The following is a 19,689-nucleotide window of genomic DNA, read 5'->3' on the forward strand; positions in this document are numbered from 1 at the left end:
GCTCAGATGGACTGCATGCGGCCGCCGTCCACCGCCAGGCTGACGCCGGTGATGTAGCCGGCGGCGGGCGAGGCGAGGAAGGCGATGGCGGCGGCGATTTCACCCGCATCCGCGAAGCGGCCGGCCGGCACCGTGGCGAGCATCGCGGCGCTGACGGTGGCTTCGTCCTTGCCTGTCGCCTTCACACGGTCATGAAGGATCTGTTCCAGGCGCTGCGTGCGGGTGTAACCGGGCAGCACGTTGTTGACGGTGATGCCGTCGGCACCCAGCTCCTTCGACAGCGTCTTGGCCCAACTCGCGACGGCGCCGCGGATGGTGTTGGAGACGCCGAGGTTGGCGATGGGTTCCTTCACGGAGGTGGACACGACATTGACGATGCGCCCCCAACCGGACTTCCGCATGCCAGGTACGACGGCCTGTGCGAGTGACTGGTTGGCGAGCAGGTGGCGCTGGAACGCCGCCAGATAGTCGTCCGCTCCCGCGTCGATGGCGCGCCCGCCGGGCGGACCGCCGGTGTTGTTGACCAGGATGTCGACGGGCCTGCCGGCGACGAGCGCATCGACCCTGTCCCTCAGCGCGACCGGGTCCGACACGTCGGCCACCAGCACGCCATGTCGCTGCGCTCCGGCAACAGGCAAGCCTGCGGCAACGTCCGCAAGCACGTCGGAGCGGCGCGCCAGCACGGTGACGTCCGCGCCGAGCAGGGCGAGTTCATGCGCCGCTGCACGGCCGATGCCTTCGGAGGCCCCGCAGACGAGGGCATGCCGGCCGGTGAGGTTGAGGTCCATGCGTGCTCCTGGGTCGGGATGCGTCGAGTTTAGCGGCGCGGGATGTGGGAGCGACGCAAGTCGCGATGCTTTCCTGGCGTTCCGCTTCACGACTTACGTCGCTCCCACGCCGTCCTTGCGGCGGGCCAGTCGTCCGCGCATCAGGTCGGATACGGCCACGTTGTCTTCGCCGCCAAGCTGCTGCAGTGCTGCGGCGGCACCCTCGACATTGGCGGCCGGATGGTTCTGGCTCAGTTTGAACTTCAACTCGACGCGTTCGACGTCGAAGCGGAAACCGATGATCCCGCGCAGCTGTCGGACATGGTCGTCACGATCGTGCTCGAAGCGCCAGTCGTTGCCGACGCGCGCTTCGTTGACCTGGCTGAGGCGGTCGACGATCGAGGCCAGCGCTGCGGTGTCCTCGGTCGTTTCCAGGACGCCATGCAGGTGCGCGACGGCATAGTTCCAGGTCGGTACACGGGAGTTCTCTTCCTTGTCCGCGTACCATCCCGGCGACAGATAGGCATGCGGGCCGTGCACGATCAGCAGGGCAGGACCGGCATGGCGTGCCTGTGGATTCGGCTTCGCCCAGTGGCCTTCGATGATGATCCGGTCGCCGTCGCGTGCGTAGAGCACAGGGAGGTGGCTGACGACGGGCGCGCCATCGGCCACGGTGACCAGGGTGACGAAGGCATCGCGGGCGATCAGCCTGTCGAGTTCCGCCAGATCGGTTTCGACGAACGCACGCGGCGTGAACATGGGCGGATCAGGCGCGCGCGCCGAGCGACTGCACCATCTGCGGCACCAGCGCGGCATCGTCGTCGCCCTGCGGCGGCCGCACACCGGTCAGCGAGAAGCCGCGCGCCAGCGCGTCGTCTTCATCCAGGCCGTCGAAGGCGACGAACTCCGCGTCAAACAGCGCCGCACGGGCGCTGTCCTCGCTGTCATAGGCGAGGGTGTTGCCGTCGCTGTCCAGTACCTCGGCGGTCCCGGCTTCCAGGACATGCAGGCGCGCCCAGATCAGCGTGCGGCCGAGCGAGGCGAGGTACCAGTCTTCACGGATGGACGGGTTCATGCGAAGGCCTCCGCCCACAACGCCAGCAGGCCGGCCATCGCCAGCCCGAACATGATCACGCACAGCGAGATGCGGGCCGGCGTGGCCAGGCCGGACAACGAGGTGTCGGCGATCCGGCGGTAGTCGCCGGCCAGCAGCCAGCGCAGCGCCACCGGCTTGAGGAAGGCGCCTTCGCCCCATTGCGCGCCGAGCGAACCGTGGCGGTCGCGGACGTGCACCAGGGTCAGTGGCCAGAAGATGACGAATGCGCAGAAGCCGGCGATGGCGACGCCGACGAAGCAGAGAGCGAAAAAGAGGATCACCGAAGGTCACTCCAGAGAGGGTTTCCGTCGTCCCAGCGCACGCTGGAACCCATCTTGCCCGCGCCGGGCAGGTACGTGGCTGCAAGCGGCAATGGATTCCGGCATGCGCCGGAATGACGAGGTTGTTCAGAACTCCGCATTGCCCGGTGCGCGCGGGTAGGCGATGGCGTCACGGATGTTGGACAACCCGCAGACGTACACCACCAGCCGTTCGAAGCCGAGGCCGAAGCCGGCATGCGGCACCGAGCCGTAGCGGCGGAAGTCGCGGTACCAGCCGTAGTGCGCCGGATCCAGGCCGAACTGCGCCATGCGCGCGTCCAGCACGTCCAGGCGCTCCTCGCGCTGGCTGCCACCGATGATCTCGCCGATGCCGGGCGCCAGCACGTCCATCGCGGCGACGGTCTTGCCGTCGTCATTCAGGCGCATGTAGAAGGCCTTGAAGTGCTCGGGATAGTTGGTCACCACCACCGGGCGGCCGACGTGCTGCTCGGTCAGCCAGCGCTCGTGCTCGGTCTGCAGGTCCAGGCCCCATTCGACCGGGAACTCGAACTTCTGCCCCGACTTCTGCAGCAGGGAGATCGCATCGGTGTAGTCGATGCGCTCGAATGGCGAGTTGACGAAGGCTTCCAGCCGGGTCAGCGCAGTCGGTTCGACGCGCTCGGCGATGAACGCCAGGTCGTCGGCGCGCTCGCTGAGCACGGCACGGAACAGGTACTTCAGGAAGTCCTCGGCGAGTTGCGCGTTGGCGGCCAGGTCGTTGAAGGCGACTTCCGGTTCGATCATCCAGAACTCGGCCAGGTGGCGCGTGGTGTTGCTGTTCTCGGCGCGGAAGGTCGGGCCGAAGGTGTAGACCTTGCTCATCGCCAGCGCGTAGGCCTCGGCGTTGAGCTGGCCGGACACGGTCAGGAAGGTTTCCTTGCCGAAGAAATCGCGCGAGAAGTCCACCGCGCCTTCCTTGTCGCGTGGCAGGTTGACCATATCCAGCGTCGATACGCGGAACATCTGGCCGGCGCCTTCGGCGTCGGACGTGGTGATGATCGGCGTGCTGATCCAGAAGTAGCCGTTCTCGTGGAAGAACCGGTGCACCGCCTGCGCCAGCGAGTTGCGGATGCGGGTGACCGCGCCGAACAGGTTGGTGCGCGGGCGCAGGTGGGCGAACTCGCGCAGGTACTCCAGCGAATGCTGCTTGGGCTGCATGGGGTAGGTGAGGGGGTCTTCCACCCAGCCCACGACCTCGACCGACGACGCCTGGATCTCGAAGCTCTGGCCCTGGCCCTGCGAGGCCACCAGCGTGCCGGTGGCGACGACCGCGCAACCGGTGGTCAGGTGCTTGATCTCGGATTCGTAGTTGGACAGCGAGTCGGGCGCCACCACCTGGATCGGCGCGAAGCACGAGCCATCGCTGACGTTGACGAAGGACAGGCCCGCCTTGGAATCGCGCCGCGTGCGCACCCAGCCGCGCACCGTGACTTCGCCGCCGGCCGGGAGCTTGCCCGCCAGCGCATGTTCGACGCTCACCACCGTCATGGCTTGAATCCTTCGATAACAGACTTATTAATGGAACGCGGAGTTTACAAGAGCCGCGCAGCCCTCGGCATGCCGGCGGCTATAATCGTCCGCGCCGCACAGGAGACACGCATGGCCATCACCCTGACCCCGGTTGCACTCGAACGCGTGCGGCGTTTCGTCGAGCAGACCCCGTCGGCGTTGGGCCTGCGCTTCGGCGTGACCCGCACGGGCTGTTCGGGCTGGGGCCACGTGGCCGACCTGGCCCGCGACGAGCGCGAGGGCGACACCGTGTTCGAATTCGCCGGCGTGAAGATCTATGTGGACGCCACCAGCCTGTCGCTGGTCGACGGTACCGAGATCGACTTCGCCAAGCAGGGCCTGTCCGAGACCTTCATCTTCCGGAACCCCAACGCGGCTGCCGAATGCGGCTGCGGCGAGAGCTTCACCACCGCGGCCGACGCCGCCTGACACGTCGGGGGCTGGTTGCCCCTAAGTGATTGACCTGTCATACTTTCCGGCTCCCGGAGGCCCGTCAGGCCACCGGTTCCTCGCTCCACCGTGTCCGTTCCCGGCGTCGGGGGGCTGTACCGTCCAGCCGTTTTCCATGGCTGGACCCACATCCGAAAGGTAAAAACGATGCGTCACTACGAAGTCGTATTCCTGGTCCACCCGGACCAGAGCGAGCAGGTGCCGGCCATGATCGAGCGCTACAAGGCGCTGATCGAGGGCGGCAACGGCACCATCCACCGTCTGGAAGACTGGGGCCGCCGCCAGTTGGCCTACCCGATCCAGAACCTGGTGAAGGCCCACTACGTCCTGCTCAACATCGAAGCCGACCAGGCCGTGCTGAACGAGCTGGTGGAAAGCTTCCGCTTCAACGATGCGGTGCTGCGCAACCTGGTCGTCAAGCGCGATGGCCCGGACACCGAGCAGTCCCTGATCATGAAGAACAAGGACGAGAAGGGCGACAAGCCCGAACGTGGCGAGCGTCGCCGCCGTGACGACGAAGAAGGCGAGGCCCCCGCTGCCTCGACCGATTCCGACAACGCCGAAGCCGCCTGAGGAGCACACCCATGTCCAAGTTCTTCCGCCGCCGCAAGTTCTGCAAGTTCACCGCCGAAGGCGTGAAAGAGATCGACTACAAGGATCTCAACACCCTGCGCCAGTACCTGACCGAGAACGGCAAGATCGTGCCGAGCCGCGTCACCGGCACCAAGTCCCGCTACCAGCGTCAGCTGTCCACCGCGGTCAAGCGCGCCCGTTTCCTGGCGCTGATCCCGTACACGGACAACCACGACGTGTAATCCAGGGCCTCCCCGCACGGGGAGGTTCCTTTTCCCACTGTCATTCGGACAGCCAATCGCTGCAGGCCCGTCCTGCTAACGAATACGGAGCAATACGATGGAACTGATTCTTCTGCAGAAAGTGACCAACCTGGGCGTCCTGGGTGACAAGGTCAACGTGAAGCCGGGCTACGGCCGCAACTTCCTGGTGCCGCAGGGCAAGGCCGTGCCGGCCACCGCTGCCAACGTCGCCGAGTTCGAAGCCAAGCGTGCCGACTACGAAGCCAAGGCCAAGGCCGTGCATGACGACGCCGAAAGCCGCGCCGCCAAGCTGCAAGGCGCCAGCGTCACGATCACGGCCAACGCCGCGACCGAAGGCAAGCTGTTCGGTTCGGTCGGTCCGCGCGACATCGCCGATGCCTTCACCGCCGCCGGCCTGCCACTCGAGAAGAGCGAAGTCATCATGGGCGAAGGCGCGTTGCGCAACGTCGGTGAGTACGAGATCGTCGTGAAGCTGCACGCCGACGTGCAGACGACCGTCAAGGTCGTGGTGCAGGCCGAAGCCTGATCCACCCTGCGCATCATCCGTGATGCCGACAGACGGGCGCCGAAAGGCGCCCGTCCTGTTTTCAGGGGCTGAGCGCGTCTCAGGCAGTGAGATTCCCACCGGTTATCCACACACTTATCTGCAACACCCCCGGGCATGGACTGCCTACCATGTCCGGCCGTGCTGGCGTTCGCCCCGCATGCGCCGCAGGAGTTTGCCCCGCACATGTCAGCACGCACGAATTTCCGTTCCGATTCCCATGATGCGCGCATCGAACAGCTGCGCGTGCCGCCGAATTCCATCGAGGCGGAACAGGCGGTGCTGGGCGGCCTGATGCTGGCGCCGGAAGCCTACGACCGCATCAACGACAAGCTGACGCCGAACGACTTCTACCGGCGCGACCACCAGCTGATCTACCGCGCCATCGGCGAACTGGCCGAGCGCAACCGGCCGTTCGACGCGGTGACGCTGGGCGAGTGGTTCGAATCGCAGGGCCACATGGAGCTGGTCGCCGGCGGCGCCTATCTGGTGGAACTGGCCAGCACCACCCCGTCGGCTGCCAACATCACCGCCTATGCCGAGATCGTCCGCGACAAGGCGGTGATGCGGCAGCTGATCGAAGTCGGCACCGAGATCGTCAACGACGCGTTCCAGCCCGAGGGCAAGGAAAGCGACGAGATGCTGGCCGTCGCCGAGCAGAAGGTGTTCGCCATCGCCGAGCAGGGCGCGCGCGGCCGTACCGACTTCGTGGCGATGAACGATGCGCTGAAGGACGCGTTCGAGGTCCTGCGCGTGCGTTCGGAGAGCGGCGGCACGGTCACCGGCCTGCCGACCGGCTATACCGAGTTCGACATGATGACCGCGGGCCTGCAGCCCACCGACCTGGTGATCCTGGCGGCGCGTCCGGCCATGGGCAAGACCACCTTTGCGCTGAACATCGCCGAGTACGCGGCGATCAAATCGAAGAAGGCAGTCGCGGTCTTTTCGATGGAAATGTCGGCCGGCCAGCTGGCCATGCGCCTGATCTCGTCGGTCGGGCGCATCAATGCCACGCGCCTGCGCACCGGTTCGCTGGAAGACGAGGACTGGAGCCGCGTGACCAGCGCCATCCGCATCCTCAAGGACCAGGCCAAGGTGTTCATCGACGACACGCCGGGCCTGTCGCCGGACGTGCTGCGCTCGAAGGCGCGACGGCTGAAGCGCGAGCACGACCTGGGCCTGATCGTCATCGACTACCTGCAGTTGATGTCGGTACCGGGCAACAGCGAGAACCGCGCCACCGAGATCTCCGAGATCTCGCGCTCGCTGAAAGGGCTTGCGAAGGAGCTCAACGTGCCGGTGCTTGCACTGTCGCAGCTCAACCGCTCGCTGGAAACGCGTACCGACAAGCGTCCGGTGATGGCCGACCTGCGCGAATCGGGTGCCATCGAGCAGGACGCCGACATGATCGTCTTCATCTACCGCGACGATTACTACAACAAGGAAACCTCGCCGGACAAGGGCCTGGCCGAGATCATCATCGGCAAGCAGCGTTCCGGCCCGACCGGCTCGTGCAAGCTGCGGTTCTTCGGCGAGTACACCCGCTTCGACAACCTGAGCCACGACAACATCGGCGCGTTCGAGTAGCACCCTCCGCGCTCCTCGATGCGGCGCGGCTACAATCCGGGAATGCCAGAAACCGACCTCATCGACGTGACGGACACTGCGACCTCGTTGCGCCCGGAAGCCAACGACCGGCCCACGCGCGTCCGCGTTGACCTGGATGCGCTGAGCCATAATTTCCATGCACTGCAGGCCCATGCGGGCGTCCCGGTCATGGGCATCGTCAAGGCGAATGCCTACGGGCACGGGTTGGTGCCGGTCGCCCTGCATCTGCAGGCGCAGGGCATCGGTCAGCTTGGTGTCGCGCTGGTGGAAGAAGGATTGGCGCTGCGTCGTGCCGGCGTGACCGTGCCGATCCTGGTGCTGGGCGGCATCCATGCACCGCAGGTCGGCCAGTTCCTGGCCTGCGACCTGGAGGTGACCGTGTCGTCCATTGCCAAACTGCGGCAGGTGGAAGAAGCGGCGGCCGCGCTGGGCCGAAACGCGGTGATCCACCTCAAGGTCGATACCGGCATGGAGCGCATCGGCGTGCACAGCGACAACGCGGGCGCGTTCATCGAAGCGGCGGTGGCGTCGCGGTGGTGCACCGTGAAGGGCATCTACTCGCACCTGGCCTGCGCGGACGATCCCGCTTCGCCGATGACCGTCGAGCAGCGTGAGCGTTTCCTGCATGCCTGCGCACATTTCGATCGACTGGGCGCGCCGATGCCGATCCGCCACCTGGCCAACTCCGGCGGCGTGCTGCACTTCCCCGACACCTGGCTGGACATGGTGCGTCCGGGCATCGCGCTGTACGGCGTGATGCCCGATCCCGCGTCGCGTCCGACGGTCGCACTGAAGCCGGCGCTGTCGCTGGTCTCGAAGGTCGTCTACTTCAAGGTGGTCAAGGCGGGCCGCACCGTCAGCTACGGCGCCACCTGGACCGCAGTCGCCGATACGCGGGTGATCACCGTGCCGATCGGCTATGGCGACGGCTATCCCCGCTCGCTGTCGTCGCGCGGTGAGGTGCTGGTGCGCGGTACACGCCAGCCCATCATCGGCCGCGTGTGCATGGACCAGTTCATGGTCGACCTGGGACCCGGCGGTACGGCGTACAACGAGGATGAAGTCGTCCTGATCGGCCGCCAGGGCAGCGATGCGATTTCCTGTGAGGCGGTCGCGCAGGCGGCCGGCACCATCCCGTACGAGATCCTGACCGGGCTCAATGCGCGCATTCCGCGCGAATACATCGGCGCTGCATCCGGTGGTCAGCCGCTCGCGTAAGACCTGGTCGTCCCTCCTGGTTTTCCAAATGCCGAATGCCATCGTCTGGTTCCGTCACGACCTGCGCCTGGACGACAATCCGGCACTGCGCGCCGCGCTGGACGAGGGATTCACGCCGATACCCGTGTATATCCACGCGCCGGCGGAAGAAGGCGAGTGGTCACCGGGCGCCGCCTCGCGGGCGTGGCTGCACCGTTCGTTGACAGCGCTGGATGCGGACCTGAGGCACCGTGGCTCACGCCTGCTGATTCGGCAGGGCCGCAGCGCCGGGATGTTGCGGGTGTTGATCGAGCAGTCCGGTGCCACGGCCGTGTTCTGGAACCGCAAGTACGAACCCGCCACGCAGCGGCGCGATGCCGCGATCAAGCAGGCATTGCGCGCGCAGGGACTGCGCGTGGAGAGCTTCAACGGCAGCCTGTTGATCGAGCCGTGGGACATCGCGACCCAGCAGGGCCAGCCCTACAGGGTGTTCACGCCGTTCTGGCGCACCGCACTGGCGAAATGGCGCGTGCCTTTGCCATGGGATGCACCGTCGCAATTGCCTGCGGTGGACGCTCCCCTAGAAGGGGAAGCGCTTGCGGCGCTGGCGCTGCAACCGCGCCTCGGCTGGGACACGGGTTTCTGGGAATCATGGGTGCCGGGCGAGGCGGGCGCGCGGGAGGCGTTGGAGGTCTTCGTCGACGGTGCGCTCAACGGCTACCGTACGGATCGCGACCGCCCCGACCGCATCGGCACCTCTCGCCTGTCGCCGCACCTGCATTTCGGGGAGATCGCGCCGTGGCGCATCACTGCCGAACTGGAGCGCGCACGTACCGCCGCCAACAGTGCCGACATGGACGGGTATATCCGCGAACTGGGCTGGCGCGAGTTCGCCTACCACCTGTTGCACCACTTCCCGCAGACCACCAGCCAGAACCTCAACCCGCGCTTCGAGCATTTCGACTGGGCGAAGGTGGATCCAGCCACCCTGGAAGCCTGGCAGCGCGGCCGCACCGGGGTGCCGATCATCGACGCCGGCCTGCGCGAGCTGTGGGCGACCGGCTACGTGCACAACCGCGTGCGCATGATCGTGGCCAGCTACCTGACCAAGCACCTGCGCTACCACTGGTCGCACGGAGCGCGCTGGTTCTGGGACACGCTGGTGGATGCGGACCTCGCCAACAACACGCTGGGCTGGCAATGGGTGGCCGGCACGGGCGCCGACGCGGCGCCTTACTTCCGCGTGTTCAATCCGGTGACGCAGGCGGAGAAATTCGACCCGAAGGGTAGCTACATCGCCCGCTGGGTGCCGGAACTGGCCGAGATCCCGGTGCCGTTGCGCTTCGCGCCGTGGCAGAAGCCCGACGTCCTCGCGAGGCTGGCCCCGGACTATCCGCGACATCCCGTCGTCGACCTGGCCACGGGCCGCGATGGTGCGCTGGCGGCCTACCGCAAGACCGGCGACTGAGCCGCGTTGACGCCTTTCGCCACCGCGTGCTTCACTCGGTGCGGGAGAGGAGGGCAAGCATGGCCACGAAAAAGACGCCGGCAAAGCCGCGTCGCGAGCCGATGTCGCGGGTGGATACCGCGTGGTTGCGGATGTGCCGTCCGACCAACCCGATGATGATCACCGGCGTGCTGATGTTCGACGAGCCGATGACGCTCGACAAACTGAAGCAGGTGATCAGGAAGCGCTTCCTCGCGTACCCGCGCTTCCTGCAGAAGGCGGTCGATACGCCTGCCGGTGCGTCATGGGTGACCGATCCGGACTTCGACCTCGACTGGCACGTGCGTATTTCCGCGCTGCCGGGCCGGCATGATCCGAAGTCCGAAAAGAAGGCGCTGGAACGCTTCACCAGCCAGATGGCGTCCACGCCGCTCGACAAGACCAAGCCGCTCTGGCAGTTCCACCTGATCGAACGCTACGGCACCGGCTCGGCGCTGGTCGCGCGCATCCACCACAGCTATGCCGACGGCATCGCGCTGGTGCAGGTGCTGCTGTCGTTGACCGATACCAGCCGCAAACCCGATGCCGGCAAGGACCTGCGTTCGGCCTGGCTGAAGAAGGACGGTGCGGACGTCGTGCGCCGTGTCGGCGCCATCGACCGCTACATGCAGATCGGCGGCAAGGTGCTCGGCAAGGGCATGGAGATGATGCAGGACCCCACGCTGGCGACGATGCTGGCGAAGGAGGGCGGCGAGATCGGACGCGAGCTGCTGCATGCGCTGTCGCTGTCCGATGATCCGCCCACCTTGCTGCGGGGCAAGCTGGGGGTCAGCAAGCGCGTGGCCTGGGCCGAACCGCTGGACCTGGAGGAAGTGAAGGCGGTCGGTCGCGCCTGCGACTGCACGGTCAACGACGTGCTGATGGCGGCCGCGGCCGGTGCACTGCGCAGCTACATGATCGAGCGCGGCGAACAGCTCGACGGCGTCACCTTGCGGGCTACCGTGCCGGTCAACCTGCGACCGCTCGAACATGCCCGCAAGCTGGGCAACCATTTTGGCCTGGTCTTCCTGGACCTGCCGGTCGGCGAAGACAACCCGATCCGCCGGCTGGAACGTGTTGCAGAGTGCATGCGTGACCTGAAGAATTCACGCCAAGCCATTGTCGCCTTTGGACTTCTTGCGGCGCTCGGCATGGCGCCCGCGGCGATCCAGGGCGTCGCGCTGGAGTTGTTTTCGCGCAAGGCCACCGCAGTGGCGACCAACGTCCCCGGCCCGCAGCAGCCGCTGTACATGGGCGGCTCGCGCCTGCGGGACATGATGTTCTGGGTGCCGCAGACGGGTTCGATCGGCATCGGCGTGTCGATCCTCAGCTACAACGGTCGCGTGCATTTCGGCCTCATCGCGGATGCCAAGCTGATCCCCGATCCCGATGCCGTGATCCGCCGCTTCGGTCCCGAGTTCGACAAGCTGCTGTACCTGTCGCTGATGGGGGACTGGGAGCAGACCCTGGACGCACCCACCGCCCACGCGCTGCTGTCCTGATACCCGACGCCGGCTGAATGAACAGGGCTCTAATCGCAAGAACTGAACAGTTCGCTGGTTAGGCTTGCCCCCGTTCCAGAGTTACCCCCGCAGGCCACCCAGGAGGATTTATGAATACGATGCTGAAGAGCGGCGCCCTTGCGGCACTTACGGTCACGATGCTGGGCGGTTGCGCCAGCTACACCGGGCAGACCAACGACCCCAACGATCCCAACCGCACGCGCAATGGCGCGCTGATCGGTGCCGGCATCGGCGCGGTGGCGGGCCTGCTCAGCGGTGGTGATGCCACCGAACGTCGCCAGCGTGCGCTGGTCGGTGCGGGCGTTGGCGGACTCGCCGGCGGCTCGATCGGTGCCTACCAGGATCGCCAGGAAGCCGAGCTGCGCCGCCAGACCGCCGGCACCGGCATCGACGTCAGCCGCGATGGCGACGTCATCAAGCTCAACCTGCCCGATGGCGTGACCTTCGATTTCGGCAAGGCCGACCTGAAGTCGCAGTTCTATCCCGCGCTCAACAACGTCGCCTCCACGCTGCGCGAGTACAACCAGACCATCGTGGAAGTCAGCGGCCACACCGACAGCATTGGCACCGATGCAGTCAACCAGCGCCTGTCCGAGCAGCGTGCCGCGTCGGTCGGCAACTACCTGATCGGCCAGGGCCTGCAGCGCGAGCGCTTCGAGATCGTCGGCATGGGCAAGCGCTACCCCATCGCCAGCAACGATACCGAGTCGGGTCGCGCGATGAACCGCCGTGTCGAAGTCCGCGTGCTGCCGGTGCGTTCGTAAGCCGTCACCGCGAAATGATGTATCGCGAACGGGCCGCTCCATGCGGCCCGTTTCCGTTTCAGGCCAGGCTCGCGCAGTCGGCGAAGGTATCCGTCGCGCGCACCAGTGCATCCGTGATCGCCGGCTCGGTGGCACTGTGGCCAGCCAGCACCATCTCCAGGCGCGCTTCGGGCCAAGCCTGCGCCAGGTCCCATGCGCTGCGCGGAGGGCAGATGATGTCGTAGCGGCCTTGGACGATCACACCGGGCAGGTGGCGGATGTGGTCCACGTGCCGCAGCAACTGGCCGTGTTCCAGGAACGCGTTGTGGCGGAAGTAGTGCGCCTCGATGCGCGCCTTCGCCAGCACCTTGTGCGGATCCTCGGCCGCATCGGCGCCGGGATCGTGGATCAGGGTCGCGGCGTGATCCTCCCAGCCCAGCCAGGCCAATCCGGCTTCGAGCCGCGTCGCCTCGTCCGCGCTGTCCATGCGACGCCAATAGGCCTCGATCATCGTGTCGCGCTCGTCCGGCGGGATATGCGCCTCGTAGCGCGCCCAGCGCTCCGGGAAGATCCAGCGCGCGCCGCCGTCGGCCTCGTTGAACCAGCGGTTCTCTTCTTCGCGGCCGAGGTAGATGCCGCGCACGATCAGCCCGGTGGCGCGTCGTGGATGCGCCTGCGCGTAGGCCAGTGCCAGCGTCGACCCCCACGAACCGCCGAACACCAGCCAGCGATCGATACCCAGACGCTCGCGGATCGTCTCGATGTCGGCGACCAGGTGCGCGGTGGTGTTGTCGCGCAGCTCGCCGAACGGCGTGGAGCGGCCCGTTCCACGCTGGTCGAACAGCACGATGCGGTGCCGCGCCGGATCGAAGAAGCGGCGATGCACCGGCGACAGGCCGGCGCCCGGTCCGCCGTGCAGAAAGATCACCGGGATGCCGTCCGGATTGCCGCATTCCTCCACGTACAGCGTGTGCAGCGGATCGACGGGCACGGTGTGCGTGCGATAGGGGGTGATCTCGGGATACAGCGTGCGCATGGGGCAGGGTCCGTGCGGGGGCAGTCGAGCATAGCCAGCCACACCACGTCCGTCAGCCCGCAATGGACCTGCCTGTCAACCCGTTCCCCCGGTCGCCATCCGTTGCGACAATCGAAGTCCCTCCCGGTGCATCGGGATTTCCAGTACGGACGCAATGCAAGACCGCAATCCCCAGATCGCCCAGCACATCGCCGCCACCATCGCCGCCGAGATCGGCGCACAGACCTCGCAGGCCAAGGCCGCCATCGCCCTGCTCGACGAAGGCGCCACCGTGCCCTTCATCGCGCGCTACCGCAAGGAAGTCACCGGTGGCCTGGACGACACCCAACTGCGCAACCTCGAAACGCGCCTGACCTACCTGCGCGAACTGGAAGACCGCCGCGTCGCCGTGCTCGCCAGCATCGAGGAGCAGGGCAAGCTCACCGACGAACTCCGCGCCGATATCGAAGCCGCCGACAGCAAGGCGCGCCTGGAAGACCTGTACCTGCCCTACAAGCAGAAACGCCGCACGCGGGCGCAGATCGCGCGCGAAGCCGGGCTGGAACCGCTGGCCGACGGTCTGCTTGCCGATCCGACCCAGGTGCCGGAAACGGTCGCCGCCACCTACATCGACGCCGAGAAGGGCGTCGCCGACGCCAAGGCCGCGCTCGATGGTGCGCGCGCGATCCTGATGGAGCGCTGGGGCGAGAACGCCGCGCTGGTCGGCGAGCTGCGTGGCTGGATGACCGAGGTCGGCGTGATCCGCGCGAAGGTGGCCACCGGCAAGGAGAACGAGGGCGCGAAGTACCGCGACTACTTCGACCACGCCGAATCGCTGGCGAAGATCCCCTCGCACCGTCTGCTGGCGCTGTTCCGCGCGCGGCGCGAAGAAATCCTGCAACTCGACCTGGACCCCGGCATGGAAGCCGAGGCCGGCCACCAGCAGGCCGAAGGTCGCGTGGCGGTGCATGCCGGCGTGTCCGCGCAGGGGCGTGCCGCCGACAAGTGGCTGCTGGACGCCTGCCGCCTGACGTGGCGCGCCAAGCTGCACATGCACCTGTTGCTGGACCTGTTCAACCAGGCGCGCGAAAAGGCCGAGGCCGAGGCCATCACCGTGTTCGGCGACAACCTCAAGGACCTGCTGCTGGCTGCACCTGCGGGTCCGAAAGCCGTGCTCGGCCTCGATCCGGGGCTGCGCACCGGCGTGAAGGTCGCCGTGGTCGACCGGACCGGCAAGCTGGTCGACACCGCGACGATCTATCCGCACGAACCCAAGCGCCAGTGGGACCAGTCGTTGCACGTGCTGCGCGCGCTGTGCACGAAGCACCAGGTCGACCTGATCGCGATCGGCAACGGCACCGCCAGCCGCGAAACCGACAAGCTGGCCGGTGACCTCATCAAGCAGGCGTCCGAGCTGAAGATGGACAAGATCGTCGTCAGCGAAGCCGGCGCCTCGGTGTACTCAGCCTCGGAGTTCGCGGCGAAGGAATTCCCGGACCTCGACGTCAGCATCCGTGGCGCGGTGTCGATCGCGCGCCGGCTGCAGGATCCGCTGGCGGAGCTGGTGAAGATCGAACCGAAGGCGATCGGCGTCGGCCAGTACCAGCACGACGTCGACCAGTTCCGCCTGGCGCGCGCACTGGATGCGCGTGTCGAGGATTGCGTCAACGCGGTCGGCGTGGACGTCAACACCGCCTCGGCCGCGTTGCTGACGCGCGTGTCCGGCCTGTCGTCGACAGTGGCCGAGAACATCGTCCGCTTCCGCGACGAACACGGCGCCTTCCGCAGCCGCAAGGCGCTGCTTGACGTGCCGAGGCTGGGCGAGAAGACGTTCGAACAGTGCGCCGGCTTCCTGCGCATCGCCGATGGCGACCAGCCGCTGGACGCCTCGTCCGTGCACCCGGAAGCCTATCCGGTGGTCGAGCGCATCCTCGCCGGCAGTGGCCGGCAGGTGAAGCAGATCGTCGGCGACACGGTATTCCTGCGCGCGGTGAAGGCCGAGCAGTACACCGATGACAGGTTCGGCGTGCCGACCATCCGCGACATCCTCAAGGAACTGGAGAAGCCCGGCCGCGATCCGCGTCCGGAGTTCAAGGCCGCGCGGTTCGCCGATGGCGTGGAGGACATCAAGGACCTCCGTGAAGGCATGGTGCTGGAGGGCGTGGTCAGCAACGTCGCCGCGTTCGGCGCCTTCGTCGACATCGGCGTGCACCAGGACGGCCTGATCCACATTTCCGCGCTGGCCGACCGCTACGTGAAGGATCCGCGCGACGTGGTGAAGGCCGGCGACATCGTCAAGGTGAAAGTGCTGGAGGTCGACGTGGCGCGCAAGCGCATCGCATTGACGCGACGTCTGGATGACGCTCCCGCACCGCAGGTGCCGCGCGAAGCACGCGGCAACGACCCGCGTCCGCCGCGTGGTCCCGACCGCGGCAACCCGCGCGATCCGCGACGCAATCCGGCGCCGGCCAAGTCCGGCGCACCGCCGGCCGACAACGCGCTGGCGGCGGCGTTCGCCCGCGCCCGCGACAAGCCCTGACGCGAACACGGGACATCGGCACCGGCCGATGTCCCGTCAGCCCGGGTCAGCGCTTCTTGCGTGGCTTCTGCACGGCGGTGGCCTTCGACGCGGACGCCAACAGCTCCGCCGAAGCGACCATCGAGTCCAGGGCGCGCTGCACGCCCGTGCCCGCGCCTTCCCGCAACACCTTCTCGATGCGTTCGCCTTCCAGCTTGCGCACCGTCTTCTCGTCTGGCTCGGGGAACGCTTCACGCAACGCCACGAGCGCGCTGCCGATCGCGATGTCGAACAACTGGGTGCCGTCCAGCCATTCCACGCCATCGAATTTCTCGTGCAGCGGGCCCGGTTCCGGCCACCACGGATCGATGTCGGGGATCAGCGGCGGCAGGCGTTCGTACAACAGGTCCAGCGCCAACCGTACGCCCTGGCAGCGCCCGGCGAAGCGGCCAAGCACGTCGCGCGCATGCTGGCCGATCAGGCGGATCGCACCCAGGTCGAGTTTGGCGAGCGGAACATCGGTCGTCGTCAGCACGGCTTCCATCACGCGCTCGTCCCACAGCAGCGTCCAGTACAGGCGCGAGTTCATGCAGCGGATGCGTTCCGGGCGCGACAGCCACACGGCCAGGTTGCGGTAGTAGGACTTGATCTCCTCGAAGTGCGCTTGCCCGCTGGCCGACGACAGGAAGCCGTTGCGCCACACATGCCCCGCGGGCAGGCCACTGTCGTTGAACAGGCCGATCAGGTTGACGTTGACGAAGTGGTGCCAGGTCGCATCGGTCACCACCCGACCGACGCCGGCGCGGTGGCCGTCGTAGGCGCAGATGCCACCGAAGGTCTGCGACTGTGTCGGATCCTTGCCGGAGCGCGTGCCGCCGAGCACGCTGTTGGTGGAAATCAGCTCCGGCAGCGGGCGCGGGCCGCCGTCGATGGCGGTGGGATACTCCGCGCCGAGGGCGCCGCCGAAGTTGAGGTTCGCGCCGGTCGCGGAGGGCTCGACGCATTCGCCTTCGTGCGGATGGTCGGGCATCACCCGGATCACGCCTCGCGGTCCGCACAGCAGCGGATGCGGGTAGGTGTAGCGGAACAGCCCGTTGCGCCGCGCGTACATGCGGGGCTGGATCGTCTGCGGCACATCGTCGGACTGGTCCGAGAACGAGGACGTGCCGGGCGGCCGATTGGTGTCGTTGCGGCGCGCCCCGCCCATGCTGACCTCATCCAGGCCGCCGACGCCGGGCGTGGACTGCCACAGGCGCATGCCGCGTGCGCGCGGAATCGCGTGGCACAGGGCACGTCCCAACGAGCCGTGATCGCCGGTGGCGAAGACGCCGCCGCCTGCGTTCATGAACTGCGTCACTGCACGCAGTTCATTGTCGGACAGGCGATCGGACGGATACCCGGCGCCGCGACCGCCGAAACTGCCGTCGATGCCGAACAGGAACACCGCGTCGTACATGCCGGTGCCGAAGTGTGCGGCGTTGTCGAACTTGAAGGAGGGAATGCGCTGGGCGATGCGGGTTTCAGCCGACATCAGCTGGCTGCCGGCCACCGCATTGATGTGGGCCAGGGTGATCTCGAAGCGCGCGTGGCGACCGGGCATGGCGAGCAGCGAGCGGACGAACGTGGACAGGCCGAAGTCGCCTTCGGAAAAATCCAGTCCGCCATCTGCGACCAGCAGCAACTTCACCGTGCAGGGGCGCAGGAACGGCCAGTAGATCTCGGGGTTCAGGCGCCAGTCGTCGCGGAAACGTTCGCGCAGCTCCAGATGGCGCAGGTTCTCGAGCGTGAGGGGTGTGTCGATGGTGGGCATGATGCTGTCCTTGGCTGATGGCTGGGATCCCTCCTGCATGAAGGACAACGCCCGGCCACCGGCACGACGGACACGCACGGGCGCGCAGCGCGCCCTGTTCACGAAAAATCAGGGTTTTCCTACAGCCGTTCGCCGGTGATGCCGATGTGTCATCGGCATGCCGCCTGCGCGGATCAGCGCGTCGCGTACGGCGCCAGGTAGCGGTTCAGGCCTTCCGTGCGCAACCGCGTCGCCGCCGCGGCCCAATCGACCGGCGTGCCGGTCTTCAATGCCTCCAGCACCGCCACGACCGACAGTTCCACTTCCGGCAGACCGGCCGCACCTGCGGCCATGCGCCGCTGTTCGATGGCATCGAACAGCACGGCGTTGGCCTCCGCGTACGACAACGGCGCCGTCGCGCCATGCGCATCGCGCCATGCCGGCGTTTCCAGGACACCGTTGACGTGCGAGAGGATCAACCATGTCGCGCGGCCGACCAGTTTCAGGTTGCCCGGCTGCACGCTGGTCATCGTATTGCCGACCACGCGGCCAAGCTTGGCCATCACGCCCGTGGAATGCGCGTTGAGCAGCATCTTCAGCGTGATGGTCTGGTCCAGTTCGAACGCATCGCGTTGCGGCACCGTGATCGCGATCACCGGCACCGGGCGGGGCAGGGCAGCGACATCGCGCAGCACATCCGACGCCAACGGGCGTGCGGACACCGAGAACAGCACCAGCTCCGCGCCGGCCGCGGTGGCGGCCTCCAGCCATTGCGTGTTGGCGACCTGGTGCGCTTCGTCGCCAAGCAGGATCAGCGCGCCGGAATCGCCCGCAGCCGGTGCGTTGCGCTGCATGTTGGCCGGCGAATACGACAGGTCGTACAGCGCCTGCTGTTCGTCGCCGGCGTTGGACAGGCCGCGCAGCGCGGCCTCGCGCAGGTAGGGGTCGGGAATGCCGGTTTCGAACGGCGGCAGGTACAGCGCCTTGTCCAGGCCGTGGAAAGGCCGGTGCAGCAGCGCCTGCCACGCCTGCGACGCATCGGTGGCCGGCGTCCATACCTGGATCCACGAGCGGCGCTCGGTGGCGTCGACCGGATCGAGCGGGCCCAGGCGGAACGTCGGCGCGCGTTCGGTGACGTCCACGAACACCGGCATCAGCGCACGCGTGGCGAGGTAGGTGCTGCGATGGCCACGGGCATAGCTGGCGGCTTCGCGCTCGGTCCAGGCGGCGAGCTTCGGTGCAGTGGCCGCAGCGGTCTGCTGCAGCACGCCGAAGCCGCGCAGCCGGTCGGCGACGCTGGCTTCGCTGAAGCCCAGCGATGCAAGTTCGTCGGTCGTCAGTACGTCGCGCAGCAGCGCGCGCGTGGCGTCTTCCAGTACCACGCCCAGCACGTAGAGGCTGGTTGTCGTGGCCTGCATGCGGGTGGAGCCGGTGATCGCCTGCGGTCCGGTCGGCAGCGGGATCTTGGTGATGCGCGCATCGTCCAGCACGCGACGACTGCGCTCGAACGGACGCAGCACGTCATCGGGATTGTTGTAGACGAACCAGGTACGCCGCGCATCGGCGCCTGCCTGGTCGGCGGCGGCCAGCGCCGTGCCGATCACCGCGGAGGTCTCGCCGCCTTCGGTGACGGCGAATACCAGATCGTCCGGCTGGATGCCGTTGTCCTGCAATTGCAGGCGGCCGATCTCGGGAATGTCCTCGAACCCTTCCAGCGAGGCGATCAGCGCGCGGTCGCCGCCGGTGATCTCGCCGCGCACGCGCTCGCCCAGGCCGGGATAGCGTGCCTCGATCTTCGCCATCGCCACGGTCTTCGCCGTGCGCTGCCAGAACGGACGCCACAGTCCGCTTTCGATGGTCTCGGCCAGGCGGCCGGTGGAGCCGGTGCCGTAGAAATACAGGCGATGGCCATCGCGCAATGCACGCGTGATGTCGCGCGATGCCGCTTCCAGCGTCGCCAGCCGCACCGGATCATCGGCCACGCCCCGCAGCGCGTTTGCAATGTCCTCATCCACCGACAGCAGCGACGACAGGCCATCGGCCGTGTCGGCGGCAATGCGTGCACTCAGGTCGAAGCTTCGCGGATGGCGCTGTTCGGTCAGCAGGCTGTGCAGCTGGAACTGCTGCTTGTTCGCCACGAAGTCCTGCGACTGCGCCGACGGCGATATGCCCAGGCGGTTCGGTGCGGGCTGGGCGGCCGCGGGGGCCAGTACGCCGGCCATGACAAGGAAGGACATGCTGCGCATGATGCGTTTCGCCGTACGGGACATCGGATCCCTCATCTGACA

At 67.2% G+C, this 19,689-nt stretch carries 18 protein-coding genes; 10 read left to right on the forward strand and 8 right to left on the reverse strand.

Annotated elements, in window-relative coordinates:
- Nucleotides 1-2 precede the first annotated feature (2 nt).
- The 5 genes from V7060_RS11465 to asnS all read right to left on the reverse strand — a co-directional run bounded on the left by V7060_RS11465 (nucleotide 3) and on the right by asnS (nucleotide 3,671).
- On the reverse strand, nucleotides 3-788 hold the full coding sequence (locus V7060_RS11465) for an SDR family oxidoreductase (RefSeq protein WP_334179376.1): 786 nt from the start codon (nucleotides 786-788) through the stop codon (nucleotides 3-5).
- Nucleotides 789-881: 93 nt separating this feature from the next.
- The gene (locus V7060_RS11470) at nucleotides 882-1,526 is read right to left on the reverse strand and encodes an FMN-binding negative transcriptional regulator (RefSeq protein WP_334179377.1); all 645 of its coding nucleotides are present in this window, start codon (nucleotides 1,524-1,526) and stop codon (nucleotides 882-884) included.
- 7 nt (nucleotides 1,527-1,533) lie between these two features.
- Nucleotides 1,534-1,842 (reverse strand): hypothetical protein, encoded by a 309-nt coding sequence (locus V7060_RS11475; RefSeq protein ID WP_334179378.1) that lies wholly within the window; start codon nucleotides 1,840-1,842, stop codon nucleotides 1,534-1,536.
- Nucleotides 1,839-2,144, reverse strand: coding sequence for a hypothetical protein (locus V7060_RS11480; protein ID WP_334179379.1), 306 nt, complete (start codon nucleotides 2,142-2,144; stop codon nucleotides 1,839-1,841). Before V7060_RS11480 ends, V7060_RS11475 begins: the two co-directional genes overlap by 4 nt.
- A gap of 126 nt (nucleotides 2,145-2,270) precedes the next feature.
- Nucleotides 2,271-3,671: an asparagine--tRNA ligase gene (gene asnS, locus V7060_RS11485; protein WP_334179380.1), complete on the reverse strand. Its 1,401-nt coding sequence runs from the start codon at nucleotides 3,669-3,671 to the stop codon at nucleotides 2,271-2,273.
- Between the two features lie 111 nt (nucleotides 3,672-3,782).
- Here asnS and V7060_RS11490 point away from each other — a divergent pair, with 111 nt between their 5' ends.
- The 9 genes from V7060_RS11490 to V7060_RS11530 all read left to right on the forward strand — a co-directional run bounded on the left by V7060_RS11490 (nucleotide 3,783) and on the right by V7060_RS11530 (nucleotide 12,100).
- The gene (locus V7060_RS11490) at nucleotides 3,783-4,121 is read left to right on the forward strand and encodes an iron-sulfur cluster assembly accessory protein (RefSeq protein ID WP_334179381.1); all 339 of its coding nucleotides are present in this window, start codon (nucleotides 3,783-3,785) and stop codon (nucleotides 4,119-4,121) included.
- A gap of 168 nt (nucleotides 4,122-4,289) precedes the next feature.
- On the forward strand, nucleotides 4,290-4,715 hold the full coding sequence (gene rpsF, locus V7060_RS11495) for a 30S ribosomal protein S6 (RefSeq protein ID WP_334179382.1): 426 nt from the start codon (nucleotides 4,290-4,292) through the stop codon (nucleotides 4,713-4,715).
- 11 nt (nucleotides 4,716-4,726) lie between these two features.
- The gene (gene rpsR / locus V7060_RS11500) at nucleotides 4,727-4,957 is read left to right on the forward strand and encodes a 30S ribosomal protein S18 (protein WP_055942998.1); all 231 of its coding nucleotides are present in this window, start codon (nucleotides 4,727-4,729) and stop codon (nucleotides 4,955-4,957) included.
- Between the two features lie 97 nt (nucleotides 4,958-5,054).
- Complete coding sequence (gene rplI, locus V7060_RS11505) at nucleotides 5,055-5,504, forward strand: 50S ribosomal protein L9 (RefSeq protein ID WP_334179383.1); 450 nt, start codon at nucleotides 5,055-5,057, stop codon at nucleotides 5,502-5,504.
- A gap of 204 nt (nucleotides 5,505-5,708) precedes the next feature.
- Nucleotides 5,709-7,109, forward strand: coding sequence for a replicative DNA helicase (locus V7060_RS11510; RefSeq protein ID WP_334179384.1), 1,401 nt, complete (start codon nucleotides 5,709-5,711; stop codon nucleotides 7,107-7,109).
- Nucleotides 7,110-7,151: 42 nt separating this feature from the next.
- Complete coding sequence (gene alr / locus V7060_RS11515) at nucleotides 7,152-8,348, forward strand: alanine racemase (protein ID WP_334179385.1); 1,197 nt, start codon at nucleotides 7,152-7,154, stop codon at nucleotides 8,346-8,348.
- 28 nt (nucleotides 8,349-8,376) lie between these two features.
- A complete protein-coding gene (locus V7060_RS11520; protein WP_334179386.1) occupies nucleotides 8,377-9,795 on the forward strand; it encodes a deoxyribodipyrimidine photo-lyase in 1,419 nt (472 codons plus the stop codon).
- A 59-nt stretch (nucleotides 9,796-9,854) separates the two neighbouring features.
- Nucleotides 9,855-11,315: a wax ester/triacylglycerol synthase family O-acyltransferase gene (locus V7060_RS11525; RefSeq protein ID WP_334179387.1), complete on the forward strand. Its 1,461-nt coding sequence runs from the start codon at nucleotides 9,855-9,857 to the stop codon at nucleotides 11,313-11,315.
- 158 nt (nucleotides 11,316-11,473) lie between these two features.
- Nucleotides 11,474-12,100, forward strand: a complete 627-nt coding sequence (locus V7060_RS11530) for an OmpA family protein (protein WP_334179475.1) — start codon at nucleotides 11,474-11,476, stop codon at nucleotides 12,098-12,100.
- A 58-nt stretch (nucleotides 12,101-12,158) separates the two neighbouring features.
- Here V7060_RS11530 and pip read toward each other — a convergent pair whose 3' ends face one another.
- Nucleotides 12,159-13,115, reverse strand: a complete 957-nt coding sequence (gene pip, locus V7060_RS11535) for a prolyl aminopeptidase (RefSeq protein ID WP_334179388.1) — start codon at nucleotides 13,113-13,115, stop codon at nucleotides 12,159-12,161.
- A 154-nt stretch (nucleotides 13,116-13,269) separates the two neighbouring features.
- On the opposite strand from pip, the gene V7060_RS11540 reads away from it, so the two are divergent.
- Nucleotides 13,270-15,633, forward strand: a complete 2,364-nt coding sequence (locus V7060_RS11540) for a Tex family protein (RefSeq protein ID WP_334179389.1) — start codon at nucleotides 13,270-13,272, stop codon at nucleotides 15,631-15,633.
- A 46-nt stretch (nucleotides 15,634-15,679) separates the two neighbouring features.
- Here the strand turns inward: V7060_RS11540 and V7060_RS11545 are convergent, their stop codons facing one another.
- Both V7060_RS11545 and V7060_RS11550 read right to left on the reverse strand, forming a co-directional pair.
- A complete protein-coding gene (locus V7060_RS11545; RefSeq protein WP_334179390.1) occupies nucleotides 15,680-17,422 on the reverse strand; it encodes a hypothetical protein in 1,743 nt (580 codons plus the stop codon).
- A gap of 173 nt (nucleotides 17,423-17,595) precedes the next feature.
- On the reverse strand, nucleotides 17,596-19,638 hold the full coding sequence (locus tag V7060_RS11550) for a hypothetical protein (RefSeq protein ID WP_334179391.1): 2,043 nt from the start codon (nucleotides 19,636-19,638) through the stop codon (nucleotides 17,596-17,598).
- Nucleotides 19,639-19,689 lie beyond the last annotated feature (51 nt).

The sequence above is a fragment of the Pseudoxanthomonas sp. genome, assembly GCF_036845285.1.
Classification (GTDB): domain Bacteria; phylum Pseudomonadota; class Gammaproteobacteria; order Xanthomonadales; family Xanthomonadaceae; genus Pseudoxanthomonas_A.

Bases quoted from the DNA above. Each gene is read 5' to 3' on its own strand.
- V7060_RS11475 (WP_334179378.1), bottom strand. From the start codon at position 1,842: ATGAACCCGTCCATCCGTGAAGACTGGTACCTCGCCTCGCTCGGCCGC.
- alr (WP_334179385.1), top strand. From the start codon at position 7,152: ATGCCAGAAACCGACCTCATCGACGTGACGGACACTGCGACCTCGTTG.
- rpsF (WP_334179382.1), top strand. From the start codon at position 4,290: ATGCGTCACTACGAAGTCGTATTCCTGGTCCACCCGGACCAGAGCGAG.
- pip (WP_334179388.1), bottom strand. From the start codon at position 13,115: ATGCGCACGCTGTATCCCGAGATCACCCCCTATCGCACGCACACCGTG.
- V7060_RS11465 (WP_334179376.1), bottom strand. From the start codon at position 788: ATGGACCTCAACCTCACCGGCCGGCATGCCCTCGTCTGCGGGGCCTCC.
- V7060_RS11550 (WP_334179391.1), bottom strand. From the start codon at position 19,638: ATGTCCTTCCTTGTCATGGCCGGCGTACTGGCCCCCGCGGCCGCCCAG.
- asnS (WP_334179380.1), bottom strand. From the start codon at position 3,671: ATGACGGTGGTGAGCGTCGAACATGCGCTGGCGGGCAAGCTCCCGGCC.
- V7060_RS11510 (WP_334179384.1), top strand. From the start codon at position 5,709: ATGTCAGCACGCACGAATTTCCGTTCCGATTCCCATGATGCGCGCATC.
- V7060_RS11540 (WP_334179389.1), top strand. From the start codon at position 13,270: ATGCAAGACCGCAATCCCCAGATCGCCCAGCACATCGCCGCCACCATC.
- V7060_RS11525 (WP_334179387.1), top strand. From the start codon at position 9,855: ATGGCCACGAAAAAGACGCCGGCAAAGCCGCGTCGCGAGCCGATGTCG.
- V7060_RS11545 (WP_334179390.1), bottom strand. From the start codon at position 17,422: ATGCCCACCATCGACACACCCCTCACGCTCGAGAACCTGCGCCATCTG.
- V7060_RS11490 (WP_334179381.1), top strand. From the start codon at position 3,783: ATGGCCATCACCCTGACCCCGGTTGCACTCGAACGCGTGCGGCGTTTC.
- V7060_RS11470 (WP_334179377.1), bottom strand. From the start codon at position 1,526: ATGTTCACGCCGCGTGCGTTCGTCGAAACCGATCTGGCGGAACTCGAC.
- rplI (WP_334179383.1), top strand. From the start codon at position 5,055: ATGGAACTGATTCTTCTGCAGAAAGTGACCAACCTGGGCGTCCTGGGT.
- V7060_RS11530 (WP_334179475.1), top strand. From the start codon at position 11,474: ATGCTGGGCGGTTGCGCCAGCTACACCGGGCAGACCAACGACCCCAAC.
- rpsR (WP_055942998.1), top strand. From the start codon at position 4,727: ATGTCCAAGTTCTTCCGCCGCCGCAAGTTCTGCAAGTTCACCGCCGAA.
- V7060_RS11520 (WP_334179386.1), top strand. From the start codon at position 8,377: ATGCCGAATGCCATCGTCTGGTTCCGTCACGACCTGCGCCTGGACGAC.